At 64.9% G+C, this 16,717-nt stretch carries 17 protein-coding genes; 5 read left to right on the top strand and 12 right to left on the bottom strand.

All coding sequences use genetic code 11. From position 1 onward, the window contains the following. Positions 1 to 92 precede the first annotated feature (92 nt). Genes AC1RUR_RS09500 through AC1RUR_RS09485 form a run of 4 tightly spaced genes read right to left on the bottom strand, consistent with a single transcriptional unit; the run spans position 93 to position 3,680 of the window. Positions 93 to 959 carry an efflux RND transporter periplasmic adaptor subunit gene (locus tag AC1RUR_RS09500; RefSeq protein ID WP_492843086.1) on the bottom strand — a complete coding sequence of 289 codons (867 nt, stop codon included), beginning with the start codon at positions 957 to 959 and terminating at the stop codon, positions 93 to 95. Then, on the bottom strand, positions 956 to 1,162 hold the full coding sequence (locus AC1RUR_RS09495) for a DUF1656 domain-containing protein (protein ID WP_492843084.1): 207 nt from the start codon (positions 1,160 to 1,162) through the stop codon (positions 956 to 958). Before AC1RUR_RS09495 ends, AC1RUR_RS09500 begins: the two co-directional genes overlap by 4 nt. Further along, positions 1,159 to 3,207 (bottom strand): FUSC family protein, encoded by a 2,049-nt coding sequence (locus tag AC1RUR_RS09490; protein ID WP_492843082.1) that lies wholly within the window; start codon positions 3,205 to 3,207, stop codon positions 1,159 to 1,161. Before AC1RUR_RS09490 ends, AC1RUR_RS09495 begins: the two co-directional genes overlap by 4 nt. 2 nt (positions 3,208 to 3,209) lie before the next feature. Next, positions 3,210 to 3,680 carry a MarR family winged helix-turn-helix transcriptional regulator gene (locus tag AC1RUR_RS09485; RefSeq protein ID WP_492843172.1) on the bottom strand — a complete coding sequence of 157 codons (471 nt, stop codon included), beginning with the start codon at positions 3,678 to 3,680 and terminating at the stop codon, positions 3,210 to 3,212. 92 nt (positions 3,681 to 3,772) lie between these two features. On the opposite strand from AC1RUR_RS09485, the gene AC1RUR_RS09480 reads away from it, so the two are divergent. Beyond that, positions 3,773 to 4,999, top strand: coding sequence for an MFS transporter (locus AC1RUR_RS09480; RefSeq protein ID WP_492843080.1), 1,227 nt, complete (start codon positions 3,773 to 3,775; stop codon positions 4,997 to 4,999). 210 nt (positions 5,000 to 5,209) lie between these two features. On the opposite strand, the gene AC1RUR_RS09475 is transcribed toward AC1RUR_RS09480, so the two are convergent. From AC1RUR_RS09475 to AC1RUR_RS09455, 5 genes are all read right to left on the bottom strand, one after another. Then, positions 5,210 to 6,118: an amino acid ABC transporter substrate-binding protein gene (locus AC1RUR_RS09475; RefSeq protein ID WP_492843078.1), complete on the bottom strand. Its 909-nt coding sequence runs from the start codon at positions 6,116 to 6,118 to the stop codon at positions 5,210 to 5,212. A gap of 142 nt (positions 6,119 to 6,260) precedes the next feature. Next, positions 6,261 to 7,694 (bottom strand): amidohydrolase family protein, encoded by a 1,434-nt coding sequence (locus tag AC1RUR_RS09470; RefSeq protein WP_492843076.1) that lies wholly within the window; start codon positions 7,692 to 7,694, stop codon positions 6,261 to 6,263. 16 nt (positions 7,695 to 7,710) lie between these two features. After that, positions 7,711 to 8,736 (bottom strand): ABC transporter substrate-binding protein, encoded by a 1,026-nt coding sequence (locus AC1RUR_RS09465; protein ID WP_492843074.1) that lies wholly within the window; start codon positions 8,734 to 8,736, stop codon positions 7,711 to 7,713. Positions 8,737 to 8,775: 39 nt separating this feature from the next. Further along, positions 8,776 to 9,552, bottom strand: coding sequence for an ABC transporter permease (locus tag AC1RUR_RS09460; RefSeq protein WP_492843170.1), 777 nt, complete (start codon positions 9,550 to 9,552; stop codon positions 8,776 to 8,778). Continuing rightward, a complete protein-coding gene (locus tag AC1RUR_RS09455; RefSeq protein ID WP_492843072.1) occupies positions 9,552 to 10,412 on the bottom strand; it encodes an ABC transporter ATP-binding protein in 861 nt (286 codons plus the stop codon). The genes AC1RUR_RS09460 and AC1RUR_RS09455 overlap by 1 nt, the downstream gene beginning before the upstream one ends. Positions 10,413 to 10,609: 197 nt before the next feature. Between AC1RUR_RS09455 and AC1RUR_RS09450 the strand changes: the two genes are divergently transcribed. Next, positions 10,610 to 11,368, top strand: coding sequence for a GntR family transcriptional regulator (locus AC1RUR_RS09450; protein ID WP_492843070.1), 759 nt, complete (start codon positions 10,610 to 10,612; stop codon positions 11,366 to 11,368). Here AC1RUR_RS09450 and AC1RUR_RS09445 read toward each other — a convergent pair. Then, complete coding sequence (locus tag AC1RUR_RS09445) at positions 11,365 to 11,781, bottom strand: nuclear transport factor 2-like protein (protein WP_492843068.1); 417 nt, start codon at positions 11,779 to 11,781, stop codon at positions 11,365 to 11,367. The two genes, AC1RUR_RS09450 and AC1RUR_RS09445, sit on opposite strands and share 4 nt — an antisense overlap. A 161-nt stretch (positions 11,782 to 11,942) precedes the next feature. On the opposite strand from AC1RUR_RS09445, the gene AC1RUR_RS09440 reads away from it, so the two are divergent. The 3 genes from AC1RUR_RS09440 (at position 11,943) to AC1RUR_RS09430 (ending at position 14,905) form a co-directional block, all read left to right on the top strand. Beyond that, positions 11,943 to 13,184, top strand: coding sequence for an amidohydrolase family protein (locus AC1RUR_RS09440; RefSeq protein ID WP_492843066.1), 1,242 nt, complete (start codon positions 11,943 to 11,945; stop codon positions 13,182 to 13,184). A gap of 30 nt (positions 13,185 to 13,214) precedes the next feature. Continuing rightward, the gene (locus AC1RUR_RS09435; RefSeq protein ID WP_492843064.1) at positions 13,215 to 14,420 is read left to right on the top strand and encodes an amidohydrolase family protein; all 1,206 of its coding nucleotides are present in this window, start codon (positions 13,215 to 13,217) and stop codon (positions 14,418 to 14,420) included. A 173-nt stretch (positions 14,421 to 14,593) separates the two neighbouring features. Beyond that, positions 14,594 to 14,905 carry a hypothetical protein gene (locus AC1RUR_RS09430; protein WP_492843062.1) on the top strand — a complete coding sequence of 104 codons (312 nt, stop codon included), beginning with the start codon at positions 14,594 to 14,596 and terminating at the stop codon, positions 14,903 to 14,905. An 11-nt stretch (positions 14,906 to 14,916) separates the two neighbouring features. Here AC1RUR_RS09430 and AC1RUR_RS09425 read toward each other — a convergent pair whose 3' ends face one another. Both AC1RUR_RS09425 and AC1RUR_RS09420 read right to left on the bottom strand, forming a co-directional pair. Then, positions 14,917 to 15,837: a DUF1932 domain-containing protein gene (locus AC1RUR_RS09425; RefSeq protein WP_492843060.1), complete on the bottom strand. Its 921-nt coding sequence runs from the start codon at positions 15,835 to 15,837 to the stop codon at positions 14,917 to 14,919. After that, the gene (locus tag AC1RUR_RS09420; protein WP_492843058.1) at positions 15,837 to 16,706 is read right to left on the bottom strand and encodes a substrate-binding domain-containing protein; all 870 of its coding nucleotides are present in this window, start codon (positions 16,704 to 16,706) and stop codon (positions 15,837 to 15,839) included. The genes AC1RUR_RS09425 and AC1RUR_RS09420 overlap by 1 nt, the downstream gene beginning before the upstream one ends. Positions 16,707 to 16,717 lie beyond the last annotated feature (11 nt).

The raw sequence follows: 16,717 nt of genomic DNA, 5'->3' as shown, positions 1-16,717 counted from the left end.
CCCCTCACCCATGCGAGTATTTGTCGACCAGCGGGGCTGCCCTCTCCCGCAAGCGGAGAGGGCACAATAATGCGCAGCGTCGTCGCTGCAGCCTAGTTCAACACTTCCACCGTCGCCGAGCGTCCCGCAACCAGCGACAGCGCGTCAGGCACCGGATCCAGCGCAATCCGCACCGGGACACGCTGCGCCAGCCGCACCCAGCTGAAGGTCGGGTTGACGTTCGCCAACATGCTGGCACCTTCGGCGCGGTCGCGGTCCTCGATACCGGCGGCGATGCTCTCGACACGGCCTGACAGCGTGACCTTCTCGCCCATCAGGCGGACCTGCACCTTGTCGCCGACGCGGATGCGCGCGAGCTTCGTTTCCTCGAAATAGCCTTCCACATGCAGCGTGTCGGTGTCGACCAGCGCCATCACGCCCTTCCCGGCCGTGACATAGGCGCCGGGGCGCAGATCCATGTTGGTGATCACGCCGTTCACGGAGGCATGAACCTCGCTGCGGTCGAGATTGAGCTGTGCGACGGCGCGGTCGGCGACAGCTGCATCGAATGACGCCTTGGCCTGGAGCTGGGTCGCCAGCACCTGCTCCTGCTTCTGCTGCGACACCGCATCGGTGGTCAGCGCGCTGTAGCGCTTCAGATCGGCATTGGCCTGATCGAGCGTGGCCTGATGGCCGGCCACCGACGCATCGGCCTGCCGCAGCGCCAGCGCAAAGCGCTCGCGATCGATCCGGAACAGCACGTCGCCGCGACGGACCTTCTGGTTGTCCTTGACCAGCACCTCGGTGACGAAGCCAGAGACGTCAGGCGCGACCTGAACCACGTCGGCCCGCACACGGCCGTCACGTGTCCAGGGCGACTCCATGTAATAGACCCAGAGCTCACGGCCAACGCCGAGCGCCGCGACGACGGCAAGGACGGTCAGCGCGATGCGGGCAAGCCAGGCAAAATTCCCCTTCATGAGAGATACTCCGAGAGATAGACGACGCCGCCGAGCAGGCAGACGAAAATGGCAAAATCGAACAGCGCGCGGTGCCAGACCAGCCTGTAGAGGTCGAAGCGCTGCATCAGCCGGCGCAGGATCGCGCTGAGGATGTAGGCGATAATGATCCAGAGCAGCAGCGCCGGCACCAGCACGCCGTAGATGTCGATCACATATCTCATGCCGCAACACTCTCTGCACGCGGCCGATAGGCCGGCGCGTCCGGGAACAGGCCGCGCCTTATGCCGACGAGGCCGATCAGGGCGTCCTCGCGCGCGCTGTCATTTGGATCTTTCACTGCCTGGGCCAAAGCCTTGTCAACGCTTGTGAGCAGCTCGGTCGGCATGCCGTCACCCGCATAGTTGCGGCAGGCGATGGCGAGCCGGTCGAGCATGTCGTCGATGACAGCAATGGTGGATGCCGCGAGCCCATAGCGCGCGCGGCGCAGATCGATGATGTTGATGCCGATACGGAGCTGCACCAGGCTGTCAGCGTCGCGGCGGTCGCTCTCCGAGAGGAAGGCGATGCGCTGCACCAGAAGTCCGAGCCGGTGCAGCATCAGGCCTGCGAACTCCGCCCGGTCGCCCTTGCCGCGGCGCTCGGCGGCGATCGCGATCGTCTTCCAGCTCGACAGCACCAGGCGATTGGCGATCCACTCGGCACCGACACCACGCGCGATCCGCGTCACGATCTCGGCGATGACGACGCCGACGAAGAAGGCGACGGCGGAATTGGCGTAGGACGCAAAGTCCGCGCTGTAGGTCGACTGGATCGCGAGCAAGGTCGCGGTGTTCGCCGCAAGCGCCATGCCGGTGCCCGCCGTGGCGGGACGGCCGATCAGGAAACCGTAGAGCAAAAAGGTCGGCGCCAGCGCGACGATCAGGACCTCGAGATGGGAGATCGCCGGCACCAGCGCAAACAGGTAGATTGCGACGACGACGATGGCGACCAGCGACCACAGGCCAAAGCTGCGGATGAAGCGCGCGGGCTCGTCCTGGGCGGCGAAGAACGAGCAGGCGACCGCCGCCATCATCGGCGCCGATGCACCGTCCGGCCAGCCGGTGCCGATCCAGAATGCGCAGCAGATCAGGATGGCCGTGGCGGCGCCGGCCGCAGACCACAGCGCAAGGCCGCGATCCCTGTGGCGCACGGGCGCGGCGCCGGCTTCGGAGTGAAAAGCCAGGTCGAGGGTCGCAACGTTGCGGCTCTCGGCGATCGCCTCGGTCAGCTCACGGCAGTCGCGCGAGAGGTTGATCAGCTCACGCAGACGCGACAACAGGCTGGTGGTGATGACCCGCTCCCAGTCGGCGCTGCCGTCGAGCACCGCCTGCTGCTCCGCGATCATGGCGCGGATTCGCTCGGCCGGCTGCCGTGCGCTGACGTCGCTCGCGATCCATTGCGCGAGGTTTTCCAAAAGACGTTTCAGCTCGGGTTGCCGGCGCAGGGCATCCTCCCCGAGCGCCGCCAGCCGATCCTCGAGCGAGGCGATCACCGGCAGCAGCATCAGCATGCGCAGCCGGATTTCGCCGAGGCCATTGACGACATTGCGGTCGGTCAGGCGGTCATAGGCAAGATGGGTAGAGAGGGTGTCGATCTCGACGATGTCGGTCGCAAGCTTGAGGCGTTTGCCGCGGCGGGTGTCGCCGGTGCCCTCCCGCAGCAGCACCACCTGGCTGAGGCGGCGCGCATCTGCCAGCCAGGTGTCGACGCGGTGGGCCACCGCAGGCGCGACGCTGCGCGGAAGCACGATGGTCGAGACCAGGCTGGCGCAGATGATGCCGAGCGAGATTTCCTCGAGCCTTGCCACCGCGGTGTCGAAGATGGCGCCGGGCTCGGACACCGAGGGAAAGCCGATCAGCGCCACCGTGTATCCCGCCAGCATGAAGACATAGCTGCGCGGCGTGCCGTCCAGCAGCGAGAGATAAAGACAAAGCCCGACCCAGAGCGCAATCGCGAGGCACAGGAGCTCCGGCGCGTCGATCAGGTTCGGCACCAGCGCGACAGTCATGGTCGCGCCAACCAGCGTGCCCATCACGCGGAAGAACGCCTTCGAGCTGGTCGCGCCGGCCAGCGGTTGCGAGGTGATGTAGACGGTCGCCATCGCCCAATAGGGCCGCGGCAGGTCCATGGCGAGCGCGATGACGAGTGCTAACATCGACGCGGCGAACGTCTTCAACGCAAAAATGAGGTCCGCGTGGCGGACCAGGAACGGCTCACCTTGGCGCATGACTATTTCGCCTCTGGCGTCTTGGCTTCATGCAGGCGATTGGCCCGCTGCTCGATGCGCTGGAGCGTCTCGAAGGTTATCGCAAGTTCATCGGCGCCGATATCCCTGAGCAGGCTCGCCCGCACCCGCCGCAGCACGCGGTTGGTCTCCTCGACCTTGGCCTCGCCCGCCTTGGTGAGATGTAGCGTTTTGGCACGCCGGTCGGTCGGGTCCTCGCGGCGCTCCACCAGGCCCTCGGCCTGAAGCAGGTCGACCAGCCGCACCAGCGATGGCCCCTCGATGCCGAGCTCGTCGGCGAGCACGCCCTGGCGCAAATTCTCGCCCTGACGCGACAGCAGCAGCAGCGGAATTGCGGTCGCATAGGACAGGCCATGATCGGACAGCGCCTGATCCGCCTCGCGCCGCCAGATCCGGGCCAGGCGCGCGATGAGCCGGCCGATTTCGCCGTGGATATGAGCCTGGGACGGAGCCATGCAAATTAGATAGGACACGAACTATTAGCCTACAACTATATAATCCGGCATATTGCGATAGATCACGCAAATGCGAACGAGGACAACGCTGGATGGGACCGGGTTCCACGACCGAGGCACCGGAGACGATCGCGCGCGAGAGCGCGCTGACGCTCGTCCCGACCTTCGTCGTCGTGGCCGTGGATGCCACGGGCATGGGAATCATCCTGCCGCTGCTGCCGTTCTATTCGCAGCGGCTCGGCGCCACACCGTTCCTGATCGGCGCGCTGATCTCCGCCTATGCGGTCTGCCAGCTCATCGCCGGCCCCGTGGTCGGCATGCTCTCGGATCGCTACGGTCGAAGGAAGGTTTTGGTCGTCAGCCAGATCGGCACCTTCATCGGCTTCGTCCTGCTCGCCTTGGCAGGCAACCTGACGCTGGTCTTTCTGGCGCGCATCATCGACGGCCTGACATCGGGCAACATCTCGGTCGCGCACGCCTATGCCGCCGAGCACAGCGCGCCCGCGACTCGCAAGCAGGCGCTCGGCATGACCAGCGGCGCGATCGGGACCGGGCTCTTGCTCGGCCCGGCGCTCTCAAGCTTTCTCGTCCACTACGGCCAGACCGCGCCGGTGTGGGCCGCGGCCGCGCTCTCGCTGATCAGCATTTTCGCGACGATCGCCCTGCTCCCACCCGATCACCCGGCCTCCGAGCCGCTGTACCAGCACCGCGTGCCGGAGCCGACGCTGACCCGCAGCCTGCTCGACATGCGCTACGCCTGGCGCCTGCTTGGCCTGCTCATCGTGTTCTTCTTCGTCAACTCGATGTTCCTGTCGCAGATCGGCCTGTTCCTGGCCGCGCGGTTCTCCTGGGACGGGCATCCCTTCGGTGCGCGCGAGCTCGGCTGGATGTTCGCCTATGCCGGCTTCATCAACATGGTGGTCCAGGGCCTCTTGATCGCACGCGCAAACCTGATCGCCTCCGACCGCAGCATCGTGATGGCGGCGTTTGCCTGCATGGGCCTTGGCTTTGCGGGACTGGCGGCCGGCAACACCATCAGCCTGCTCGCGCTTGAGCTGACGCTGATCATCGTCGGCACCATGTTCGCCCGCAGCACGCTGACGGCGGAATTGTCGCGCGCGACCGCGATCAACCGCCAGGGCATGATCATGGGCCTCAACCAGTCGCTGATGTCGGGCGCGAATATCAGCGCACCGCTTTTAAGCGGCGCGCTGATCGGTCATCGGCTGTTCGCGACCTGGGCACTGGCGATGGCCGTGATTGCGGCGATCGGCGCGGCGCTGGCAGGCCAGTTGCTGGATATGCCTCGGACGCGCTAAGGCTGATCGAACCGAGCTCGCGGCGCATCCTTCGAGATACCCGTCTTCGGCGGGCCCTCAGGATGAGGACGAAATGCGCAGCACTTTCGACAGGCAAACTGCCGCTTAGCCTCATCCTGAGGAGACCGCAGAGCGGTCGTCTCGAAGGACGAGGCGCTTGCTCAGATAGCCCGCGATACCTTCGGGAGAGGTGGAAAAACCGCCCTCGCCTCAGTTCACCACGTAGACGTCAGGATCGAAGCTGGAGCTCGGCTTCTTGAAGGCGCTGCGCAGGGCCGGCGACATCGGGACGTTGTAGTTGAGGCCGTTCGGCGGCGTCGGCGACTCCAGCCACCTCTTGTAGAGGACCTCGATCTCCGGGCTTGCGTAAAGCTCCGCGGTGGCGCGATCGGCCAGCGCCTTGAACGGCGCGTCCTCCCGCCGCAACATGATCCCGAAGGGCTCGGCCTTCGAGAACGTCTCGTCGCTGATCATGAACAGCGCCGGCTCCTTCGAGCGGGCAATCGCCACCGCGAGCTGGACGTCGTCGAGCGCATAGGCCTGGGCGCGATCGGTTTCCAGCAGCAGGAATGCCTCGGCCTGATCCACGGCCGGCATGATTCTGATGCCGAGATTGCGCTCGGTATTGACCTTGGCGAGCTGATTCAGGTTGACCGAGCCGGCCACTGCCGTGACCGCCTTGCCTTTGAGATCGTCGATGGTGTTGATCTTGGCGGCTTTCTTGGCCGCAAAGCGCGTCGCGCTGAGGAAGTGCGTGTTGGTGAACGCGACCTGCTTCTGGCGGTCCGCGTTGTTGGTGGTCGCCGAGCAATGCAGGTCGAGCGTGCCGTTGACCATCAGCGGGATCCGGTTCGACGACGTCACGGCGAGGTAATCGACGGCAATGTCGGGCATGCCGAGCTGCTTCTTCACGGCATCGACGATCTTGAGGCAGATATCCATGGCAAAGCCGATCGGCTTTTGATTGCCGTCGAGATAGCTGAACGGGACCGAGGCTTCCTGGTAGCCCAGCGTGATCTTCTTGGTCTCCTTGACCTTCTGGAGCGTGCCCGACAGGTCTTGGGCTGAAGCTGCGCCCGCAAGACATGTCAGGGCCAGGAGAACGGTGGGAAGACGCATCGGGGGCTCCTTGAGGGGTTACCGGCGGCGCCGGCGCGCAGCCGCGCACGGTGTAGCCCACGGCAGAACCAATCGCCAGACGAGGTTCCGCCTATCAGCTATCGCGGTTTTATATCGGCCGGACCAAAGGCGGCGTCGCACCCTATTCGCAGGTGAGCTGCTGCTCGAACCAGCCGGATAGTCGCTCCGACAGCGGTGGCCACACCCGCTGAAAACTTCCGAGCTTGCCGACATTGGCGCGGTACATCGCCCGCAATTCCTGTTCGATCGCCGGCAAGTCAACGCCAACACAAGCCCCGTCTCTCGCGACCGTCTTGCCGTCGACGACCACCTCCTTCACCAGGGATGCATTGCCGCGCGCGAACAGCAGTGCCATGGGATCGATCGGCATGATCTGGTCGCGGTCGAGACGATCGAGATCGATCACGACATAGTCGGCGGGATTGCCTGTGACGAGCTCACCACTCCCCGGCGCGCCGGTGGCGCGGCGCCCGTTGCGGATGGCGAGAGCGAACACCTCGGCCGGTGTCCATGTCGCCTTGAAGCCGAGGCCGCCGTGGGCCATCTGCACCAGCCGCATCTCGCGCAGGATGTCGTCGTCCTCGTCCAACGCCAGACCATCGACACCGACGGCGATGGCGCAGCCGCATTTGTGCGCGGCCGCAATCGGAGCAAGGCCCGAGCGCAGATGCATGTTCGAGCTGAAATTGGTGACGATGCGCGCGCCCGAGGCCGCGATCATTTCCAGCTCATCGGGTCGGGCGTGGATGCAATGCGCCAGCGTCAGCCGCTCCGAGAGGAAACCGATATCGCGGAGCCAGCGCACCATGTCCGGAAAGTGCTGGTCGGCCCAGGCACGCTGGTACACGGTCTCCAGCAGATGCATGTGGATGCGGCGGCCGGTCAGCGCCGAATTCTCGGCCACCGCCTCCAGCAGCGGCTTCGAGCACCATTGCACACCCGCAGGCCCGAGCTGCACATCGACCATCGGGCCGGCGATGGCGGCGGCAATCGCATCGGTCAGTTCGACATAGGCCTTCGGCGACATCGGTGCGCGAACGAAGAGATCCTCGATGGTCTTGCGGTCGCCACGCGAAAGACCGGAAAACACCGGCTCGGCATCGCCATAGACGATCGGATTCTGGTCACGCACGGCAAGCGCAAAGGCGATGCGGATGCCGACGTCGGATGCAGCCCTCGCAATGGCCTTGGCTTCATCGAGCAAAGGCATCGTTCCGCTCGGGCGGGTGTAATGCACCATCATGGCGGCGCAGCCGGCCTTGGCCGACCGCGCCAGTGCGGAGGCCGCGGTCAGATAGGGATCGACCGGCGTGCCGAGCGCAGTCCGCAGGATCCAGCTTTCCAGCGGCATGCCGACCGCACCGAAGGAGGATGCGGTCGCGCGGGCGTGGTCATGAGCGTTGACGAAGGCCGGAATGACGAAGGAGCGAGGACCGGGTCCCACTCCTTCCGAGATGTCGGTGATGACGCCGCCATCGTGCCGCAGCACGACATTGTCGCTGACGCCGCGGTCAGGGCCACGGAACAGGCTGGCTGCCGAAATCTCCGTGGCCATGACCGTCGCTCCACAATCAGTTGGCGGTATACACCAGCTCCCGCTCCGCGCGCGGCGGCAGGAATTCGCGCGAGAACACTTCGGCCGGCGTCGGCGCGCGGGCGAGCTGATAGCCCTCGACCACGATGCCGATGGCACGCGTCATGCGGTCGTCCTTGATGTCGCCGATGCCGATCTCCTTCATCTCCGGCGAGACGATCAGCTTCTCGAAGGAATATTGCAGCCGGCGTTTCTCGACGGCGGCATCGATCAGATTGTCGTAGTTCAGCGCGGCCTTCATGCCGGCGTTCTGGTCCTTGGCGACCGCGATCGCACCCTTGTTGATGGCGCGCACGAGGCCGGCGACCGCCTTCGGGTTGGAGGCGAGCAGCTTCTTGGAGACCATCACGCCGTTGGAATAGAGATCGAGGCCGTACTCCCCGAACGAGAACCATTTGAAATCCTTGTCCGGGTCCTGGCGGTTGAGCACCAGGTTGAAATAGCTGGTGATGTTGAAGACGAGCGCGGCGTCGATGTCGCCCTTGATCAGCATCGGCTCCTGGAGGTTCGGCGCCATGTTGGAGATCTTGATCTTCTCGCCGTCGAGCCCGTTCTTGCGGGTGAACACCGGCAACAGGCGCGTCGTCGGCGTGCCCTGCGCGCCGCCGAGCGTGTGGCCCTCGAAATCCTTGATGGTGTTGATGCCGCTGGTCTTCTTGGCGACGATCGCGAACGGCGGCTGGTTCCACATCATGTAGACCATGACGGGCGCGTCCTGAGGCTTGGTCGAGGCGTTCTGGATGATGGCGTTGACGTCGCCGAAGCCGGCGTCATAGGCCCCCGACATCACGCGCGTCACGGTGGCGCCGGAGCCCTCACCCTGGTCGATCACGACGTTGAGGCCCTCTTCCTTGAAGAAGCCGTTGTCCTTGGCATAGAAGAACGCGGCATCGCTGCCTTGCGTCTTCCAGCCCAGCGTGAACTTGATCGTGGTTTCTTCGGCCATGGCGGCGCCCGCAGACAGGGCCAATCCCAGCAGCGCGGCAGTTACTTTTCTCAACATCGAGACCTCCTCAAGCTTCGTTGCGTGACGGTTGAAAAATCAGGTGGCGATCACGTCGTTCTTGCGCGTGGCCCAGCCGGTGACCCGCCCCTCGATCAGCGAGAACACGACGTAGAGCGCGACGCCGAGACCGGCGAGCACGAACAGGCCGGCGAACACCAGCGGCACGTTGAAATTGGAGGACGCTGTCATCATGACGTTGCCGATACCCCGATTGGAAGCGACGGTTTCCGACAGCACCGCACCGACGAAGGCGTAGGAAATCGCGACCTTCAGCGATGCGAAGAAGAACGGCATCGTCCGGGGCAGACCGACGTTCCAAAGAATGTCGAACTTGCTGGCGCCGAGTGCCTTCAGCACGTCTTCGAGCTCGGGTTCGGTGGTCGCAAGTCCCGTGGCGATGTTGACGACGATCGGGAAGAAGCAGATCGAGAGCGCCGTCAGCACCGCCGGCACGGTGCCGGAGCCGAACCACAGCACGAAGATCGGCACCACCGCGACCTTGGGGATCGAGGAGAAGCCGATCAGCAGCGGATAGCAGGTGTCATAGGCCGTCTTCGAGACGCCGATGATCGCGCCGAGGGCAACGCCGAGTGCGACGCCGAGGACGAAGCCGAGCATGGTGGTGCTGAGCGTCTGCACGATATGCGGCCACAGCACGGGGAAGCGCTGAAACAAGGTCACGAACACCTGCGAGGGCCGCGGCAGCACCAGGTCGGACATACCCGTCATCAGGCAGAACAATTCCCAGGCGACGAAGAACAGCACGATCAGTCCGGCCGACCACGCCTTCTGCCTGATATCGATCCCGAACATCATGGGCCTGTCCCCTGCTGGGCTCCGCTGCGCGCATCCTCGATGAAGGCGCGCAGCTTCTGGTTCAGCGCGACGAAATCCGGCTCGAAGGTCATGGCGACGGTGCGTGGCCGGGTGAATTCGACGCGGCTGTCGTCGAGGATGCGGCCGGGACGCGCGCTCATCACGCAGATGCGGCTCGCCAGAAAACCGGCCTCGCGCAGATCGTGCGTCACCAGCAGCACGGTCGGCTTGTGCGTGATCCAGAGGTTCTGGAGGATCGCCCACAGCTCCTCGCGGGTGAACTGGTCGAGCGCGCCGAACGGCTCGTCGAGCAGGAGCATGCGCGGCTCGTGGATCAGCGCGCGGCAGAGATTGGCGCGCTGGAGCATGCCGCCGGAAAGCTGCCAGGGGTAACGGTTGCCGAAGCCCTTGAGCCCGACCTGCTCCAGCAGCGCGTTGGCCTTGTCGCGGTATTCGGTCTTGCGCAGCCTGCGAAAATTCGAGCGGAACGGCTCGACGATCTTGAGCGGCAGCATGATGTTCCGCTCGATCGTCATCCACGGCAGCATGGTCGGGTTCTGGAACGCCATGCCGACGCGCAGCGCCCGCGCCGCGACCTCGCGGCCGCCGACGATGACGACGCCGCTGGTCGGCTGCACCAGGCCGCTGACCAGACGCAAAATGGTCGACTTGCCGCATCCGGACGGGCCGACCAGCGCGACAAACTCGCCGTCGGCGATCTTCAGCGTCGTCTTCGACAGAGCCGGCACGGCCCGATCGCCGCGCCCGAAGGTCACGGACGCCTCCGACAACTCGATGGCGGTCGGGGCGGCCGCTTCCGGAACGGGTTGGCCGTCAAACTGGTCGTGGGGCTGCATGCGCATCACAGCAAAAGTGCATGCAAGCTGAGTGCCAGCCGCCAACCTCTGCAAAATCAGGGGGCTGGCCGAACACCGGGTCGGATCGCGGGATTCCATTTAGGCAACTTGAGCGCCAAACTGCATGCAATTGGAGCGCTGGATTGTCGGAACCCTGTGCTAAAGGAGGGTGACGATCCCACTCCAAGGATTCGCCGATGGCGGCGCGTGCAAGCAGCAAGACTTCAGAATCGTCGGACAAGGTCAGCGTGATCTGCCGCGCGCTCCGGCGCGCGATCATCGAGCAGGCGCTCGAGCCCGGCGCAAAGCTGCCCGAGGACGCGCTCGGCGAGCGCTTCGGCGTCAGCCGCACCATTGCCCGCCACGCGCTGGGGCAGCTCGCCGCCGAAGGCCTGGTCGAGCTCCGCCGCAACCGGATCGCGGTGGTGGCGACGCCGAGCTGGCAGGAGGCGCGCGATGCCTTCGATATCCGCATCGAGCTCGAACGGCTCGTGGTCCGCCAGCTCGCGGGCAAGCTGAGCAAGAGCCAGATCGCCGAGCTGAACGCCCATGTCGATGCCGAGGACCGCGCGCGCGGCGGCACGGATGCGGTCTCGATCCGGCTCGCCACCGAATTTCACATCCTGCTCGCGCACATGACCAACAGCCCGATCCTGGTGCGCTATGTCAGCGAGGTCGCCTATCGCTGCTGCCTGACGCTGTCGCTCTACAGCCGGCCGCACTCGACCGAATGCGCCATCAACGAGCACCGCGCCATCATTGCCGCGCTCGCCAAAGGCGACGAAGCCAAGGTGATGGACTTGATGCATCATCACCTCGATTCCGTGGCCAATCGCGCGTTGGTGGCCCCCACCCCGCAGCGCGGCCGCGACCTGCTCGATATTCTCGCGCCCTATGCCGACGAGGTGACGAGCGATCGCGTCGTCAAGCTGCCGAAAGTGGCCCGCAGAGGTTAGGCCTCAATGCCGCGCTGAACCAGAATGCGCTCGGCGCTGTCGTTCCAGACGTCCATCTTCACGATCTGCCCGCCCCTGACGACGAAGCGATCGACATAGCGGTTGCCTTCGAACGGCGTGCCGTCCATCCACTCGCCATAGAGCGTACCGACGCTGTAGACCACGGTCTCGTCCGCACCGGGGCAGACGTCGAACCGGTCCATCCTCTTCTTGACCCAACGATAGCGCTTGGCGTTGAAGCCGGTCGGCCCGCGCGGATGATCGAACTCGCGTCCGCCCGTGAACGTGATCACGGTGCTCGGCTTCATGTAGGCCGCAGCAGCATCCGGATCGGGTATCATCGAGGCCGTCAGGTAGGCCTCCACGATCTCGGCGTCGGTCATGGGGCCTTCGGCTTTGGCGGGAGCGGACATGCTGGGATCTCTTGGCGGGTTCTCCGGAAGCCCCGGCATACTACAATTCGCGACCCAAAGTGCATGCATATTTTTTGGACAATTGACGCCAGAACTGCACACAATCTGGAGCTGCCCGCTCCCGAAGCTTCCGCTAGGCTATCACAGCTGAATTCGATGCCATGACTACTCAGAGCGCCCTCGACCTGATCTTCCGCAACGCGCTGTTGCGATCATCCGCCGCACCCGTCGATATCGGCGTGAAGGGCGGCCGCATCGCCGCGATCGCGCCGCAGCTCGCCTGCGAGGCCGTCGAGATCGACCTCGGCGGACATCTGGCCCTGCCCGGCTTCGTCGACACCCACATCCATCTCGACAAGGCCTGCCTGCTCAGCCGCTGCGGGCACAATCACGGCAGCGTCTCGGAAGCCATCCGCGCGGTTGCCGGAATGAAGAAGGATTTTACGGTCGAGGACGTCTATGCGCGCGGCGCCCGCGTGCTCGAACGCGCCATCGTGCACGGCACGACGCGGATGCGCACGCATGTCGAGATCGACCCGCGCATCGGCCTGCGCGGTTACGAGGCGGTCAAGTCGCTGAAGCGCGACTACGCCTGGGCGATCGACCTGTCACTCTGCGTATTCCCGCAGGAAGGCCTGACCAACGATCCCGGCAGCGACGAGCTGCTGGTGCAGGCGCTGCGCGACGGCGGCGAGGCGATCGGCGGCTGTCCCTATATGGACACCGACCCGAACGCCCATCTCGAACGCGTCTTCGATCTCGCCCAGGAATTCGACGTCGACGTCGACCTCCATCTCGACTTCGATCTCGATCCCTCCTGGTGGCACCTCGACGAGGTCTGCCGGCAGACCGAGCGGCGCAACTACGGGGGACGCGTGGCGGTCGGCCATGCCACGAAACTGTCGGCCCTGCCGCCGGAACGGCTGAAAGCTGCCACCGCGCAACTGGCAAAATCAGGCGTTGCCGTCACCGTGCTGCCCGCGACCGATCTTTACCTCATGGGGCGCGAGGCCACCCACAACGCACCGCGCGGGCTGACGCTCGCCCATAAGCTCGCTGGCGACGGCGTGCTGTGCTCGGTCGCGACCAACAACGTGCTCAATCCCTTCACGCCCTTTGGCGACGCCTCGCTGCTGCGGATGGCGAATTTCTATGCCAATGTCGCGCACGCCTCGGTCAGCGACTTCGACACCTGCCTCGATCTCGTCACCGAGCTTCCGGCGCGGCTGATGAACCTCGGCGATTACGGCCTCAAGGTCGGCAATCCCGCCGATCTCATCGTGCTCGATACCAAGGACAGCCGCTTCGCGATCGCCGAGCTGCCTGACATTATGATGGGCTTCAAGAGCGGCCGGAAGACGTTTGAGCGGCAACGGCCCATGCTGTTTCCGCCACGGAGCTGAGCGGCGCCAATCGTCCAACGGAGGAACCGGATGGCCTTCGACAAGATCTTCCTGAATGCACGGTTCGACGGCGGGGCTCGGCATCACATCGCTGTCAGGGACGGCCGTATCGCCGCGATCACGTCCGTTGACCAGCCACCAGCCGGCACAGAGACAATCGATCTCGACAATGCCCTCGTCGTTCCCGGTTTCGTCGAAGGCCATATCCATCTCGACACCAGCTTCTATGGCGACGCCTGGCGCCCGCACAAGCCGTGCACCAACGGTTTCAACGTGCATGAGCGCGTGGCCTTCCAGGCCCAGAACATGGCCGTATCAGCGCCGATGGACGTGCGGGCGCGCAGCCAGCTCGATCTCTGCATCGCCCACGGCACCACACAGATGCGCAGCCATATCATGGTGGACGGCTCGGTCGGCCTGAAATCGCTCGAGACGATCCTGCGCGTGCGCGAGGAATACAGCGGCCTGATCGACATCCAGTTCGTCGCCTTTCCCCAGAGCGGCATCCTGTCGAGCCCCGGTACGCCGCAACTGCTCGACGAGGCCATCGGGCTCGGTGCCAACCTCGTCGGCGGGCTCGATCCTGCGAGTTTCGATCGCGACGTCGAAAGGCATCTCGACGTCGTGTTCGGTGTCGCCGACAAGCGCGGCGTCGATGTCGACATTCATCTGCACGACATGGGCACATTGGGCGCGTTCGAGATCGAGCAGATCGCGGGGCGCACGCGCGCGCTCGGCATGGAAGGGCGCGTTGCGGTCAGCCATGCCTACGGGCTCGGCGACATCCCGGCGGAATATCTCAAGAAGCTCGCCGACATCCTGGCCCGCTCCGGTGTCGCGATCATGACCAACGCACCCGGCGCCCGGCCGTTTCCGCCGATCCTCGCCCTGCGCAACGCCGGCGTCACCGTGTTCAGCGGCAACGACAACATCCGCGATTCCTGGTGGCCCTATGGCGACGGCGACATGCTGCGCCGGGCCACGACGCTCGGCTATCGCTCCGGCTTCAACATCGACGACGAACTGCGCGCCGCATTCGACGTCGTCACCGCATCAGGCGCACAGGCACTCCGGCTCGAAGACTACGGCCTGCGCGTCGGGGCGAAGGCCGACCTCGTGACGCTGAATGCGGAACACGTGCCCGAGGCCGTCGTCGCGGTGCCGCAGGGACGTTCCGTCTACAAAGACGGGCGGCTTGTCGCAGTGAACGGCAGGGTTGTGGGAAAGTCCGGCTGATATCGGCCACATCCGTTCGATGTTACCGCTCAACGTTCCAAAAATCCGAATCCGGTACTATCCCGGATAGTAGATTCGCTCCGATTCCCGATAGCTGCGCGCATTGCAAGTCCCGCGGTGCCGGTCATAGTGAGACCCGCACTGATGTCTGCAGTCAACGGGGAAGCATGGACATGTTCAGCGCATTCAACAGCATCGACTATCATTCCATTCGAGCGGGAACGCCCAGCGAAGCCGCCGTAAAACGGCTCGACGGCATCGGGCATGTGCTCTCGGACCTCGATCTTGCTGATATCAAGACGCAGGATGATCTCACGCGCGCGCTTCTCACGCTCGATACCGCCGACAAATGCATCCGGGCGATCCGGGCGGAATTCCGCACCGAGATCGCCAGCGATCGGCTGGTCCGCAAGGCCGAGAACCTGATGACATTGATTGAACGCGCCCGCGATGAACTCACGGGCAGTCGCACCGCAAGGTCCTGAACCGGCGACGCCTACTTCGCGCGACTGATCTTCGCCAGGATCCGATCCGCCTCGGTGCGCCAGTCGGCGTTGCGGGCAAACTCCTTGGTACCCCTGACGCCGAACAGCCCTTCATCCGCGAGATCGGCCACCCAGGCCTGCCGCTCGGCCGTGCCCTGCGCCGACCATGGCGTCAGTCCCGCCTCGCGAACCGTCTCGGCAACCTCGCGCACTTCTTCCGCACGGCGGCGGCCGTGCTCGATCACGCGCTGGAAGAAATAGGCGCCCTGCTTCTCCCAGTCGATGGACGGGAAGGTTTCTGCGAGCGACGCCAGCACCGCGTCCTCGACGCCATAGGCGCGTGCGGTGGTGAAGCTTTCGATGACCATGGCCTCGAGGCCCTTGATCATGATGCTGCGGCACATCTTCACCGCCGAGGACACACCGAGCTTGTCGCTGGCGACCTTCGCTGCAAAACCGATCGCATTCAGCAGCGGCTCCAGCTCCCTCGCGCCGGGACCGCCGAGCAGCAACGGCACCTTGATGCGATACGGCGGCACCGAGGTCATGACCGCGCCCTCGACATAGCGCCCGGCAGCGCCGTCGATCAGCGCGGCCGCGCGCTGCTTGGCCCCTGGAGAAGCCGAATTGAAATCGAGGAACCAGGTGCCCTGATTGATCGCGGCGGCGCACGCCTTTGCCACCGGCACGGCCTGGCTCGCCGTGACTGCGGAGATGATGAAATCGGATTTTGCGGTCAGCGCGGCGTGAGAGGCCGCAAGGCCAACACCGAATTTCGTCGCATGCTCCTGCAGCGGCGCGCCCTGCTTGCCTCCGAGCTTGATGTCGTAAGCGGCGACCTTGATGTCCTGCTGGCGCAGATCCTCAGCCAAAATCCTGCCGACCTCGCCATAGCCGACCAGCCCGATCTGCCAGCGCCTGGGATCTGCCATCAGTTCAATCCTCGTGTCGTCGCGTCGAACAGCTCCTCGACCGCATAGCGGCGCGGGATCAGCGCCTGCTGGAACGCGTAGTCGACGATCAGCTCGAGCGGCTTCCTGTTGGCCTCGATCCCGAACGGAACGAGATCGGGCGTCGCCGCCGGCCCCACCTGCACCTTGTTCCGCTTGAGGAGATCATAAACGCCCGCGACCACATCGGGGCGCGCTTTCGCAAGCGTCTCGGTCACGACCACGAGATGATTGACCGGCACGACGCCGCGACGCGCGTACCACTTTGCTGCTTCCGCCGCGGGATCGGGGAATAGCGGCTTGAGCTTGGGATTATCAGAGGCCTCGCCGAGAACGGCATCGAGCTCGCCGTCGATCAGCATCTGCAAAACCTTCTTGTCCTTCGGCGCCCGCTCGGTGGTGTCGACATATTCGGCGACATGCGGGTCCTCGAACGTCACCCATTCGATCCTGTCGAGATTGACGCCATAGTCGTTGGCGAGGATGCCCCTGATCCAGGCGCCGGTCGTCGTCGTGAAGGAGCGGATGCCGACGCGCTTGCCTTCGAGATCACCCGGCCCGAGCATTCCGTGCGCTGGATTGTACAGCGCATAGGAATGCTGGAAGCGACCGAGCATCGTCGCGGGCAGCAGCACCAGCGGCTTGCCGTGCGCCTTCGCCATCAGATAGGTGACGATCGCCATCTCGCAGACGTCGAAGGCCTGCTCGCGCACCATCGGCTTGAACGCCGTGTTGGTCGGCGTGTACGCGATGAAATCGAGGTCGAAAAGATCGGAGCGGAGTGCGCCGCTCTTCACCGCCTCGACATGGGGGTGACTGCCGAGCACGGCCTTCAGCTTGAGACGATCCATCCGCCCGCTCC

Source organism: Bradyrhizobium sp. GW821-FHT12B03, assembly GCF_058807535.1.
Note: the sequence above shows the minus strand (reverse complement) of the source record. Positions and strands in the feature narration are given on the sequence as shown.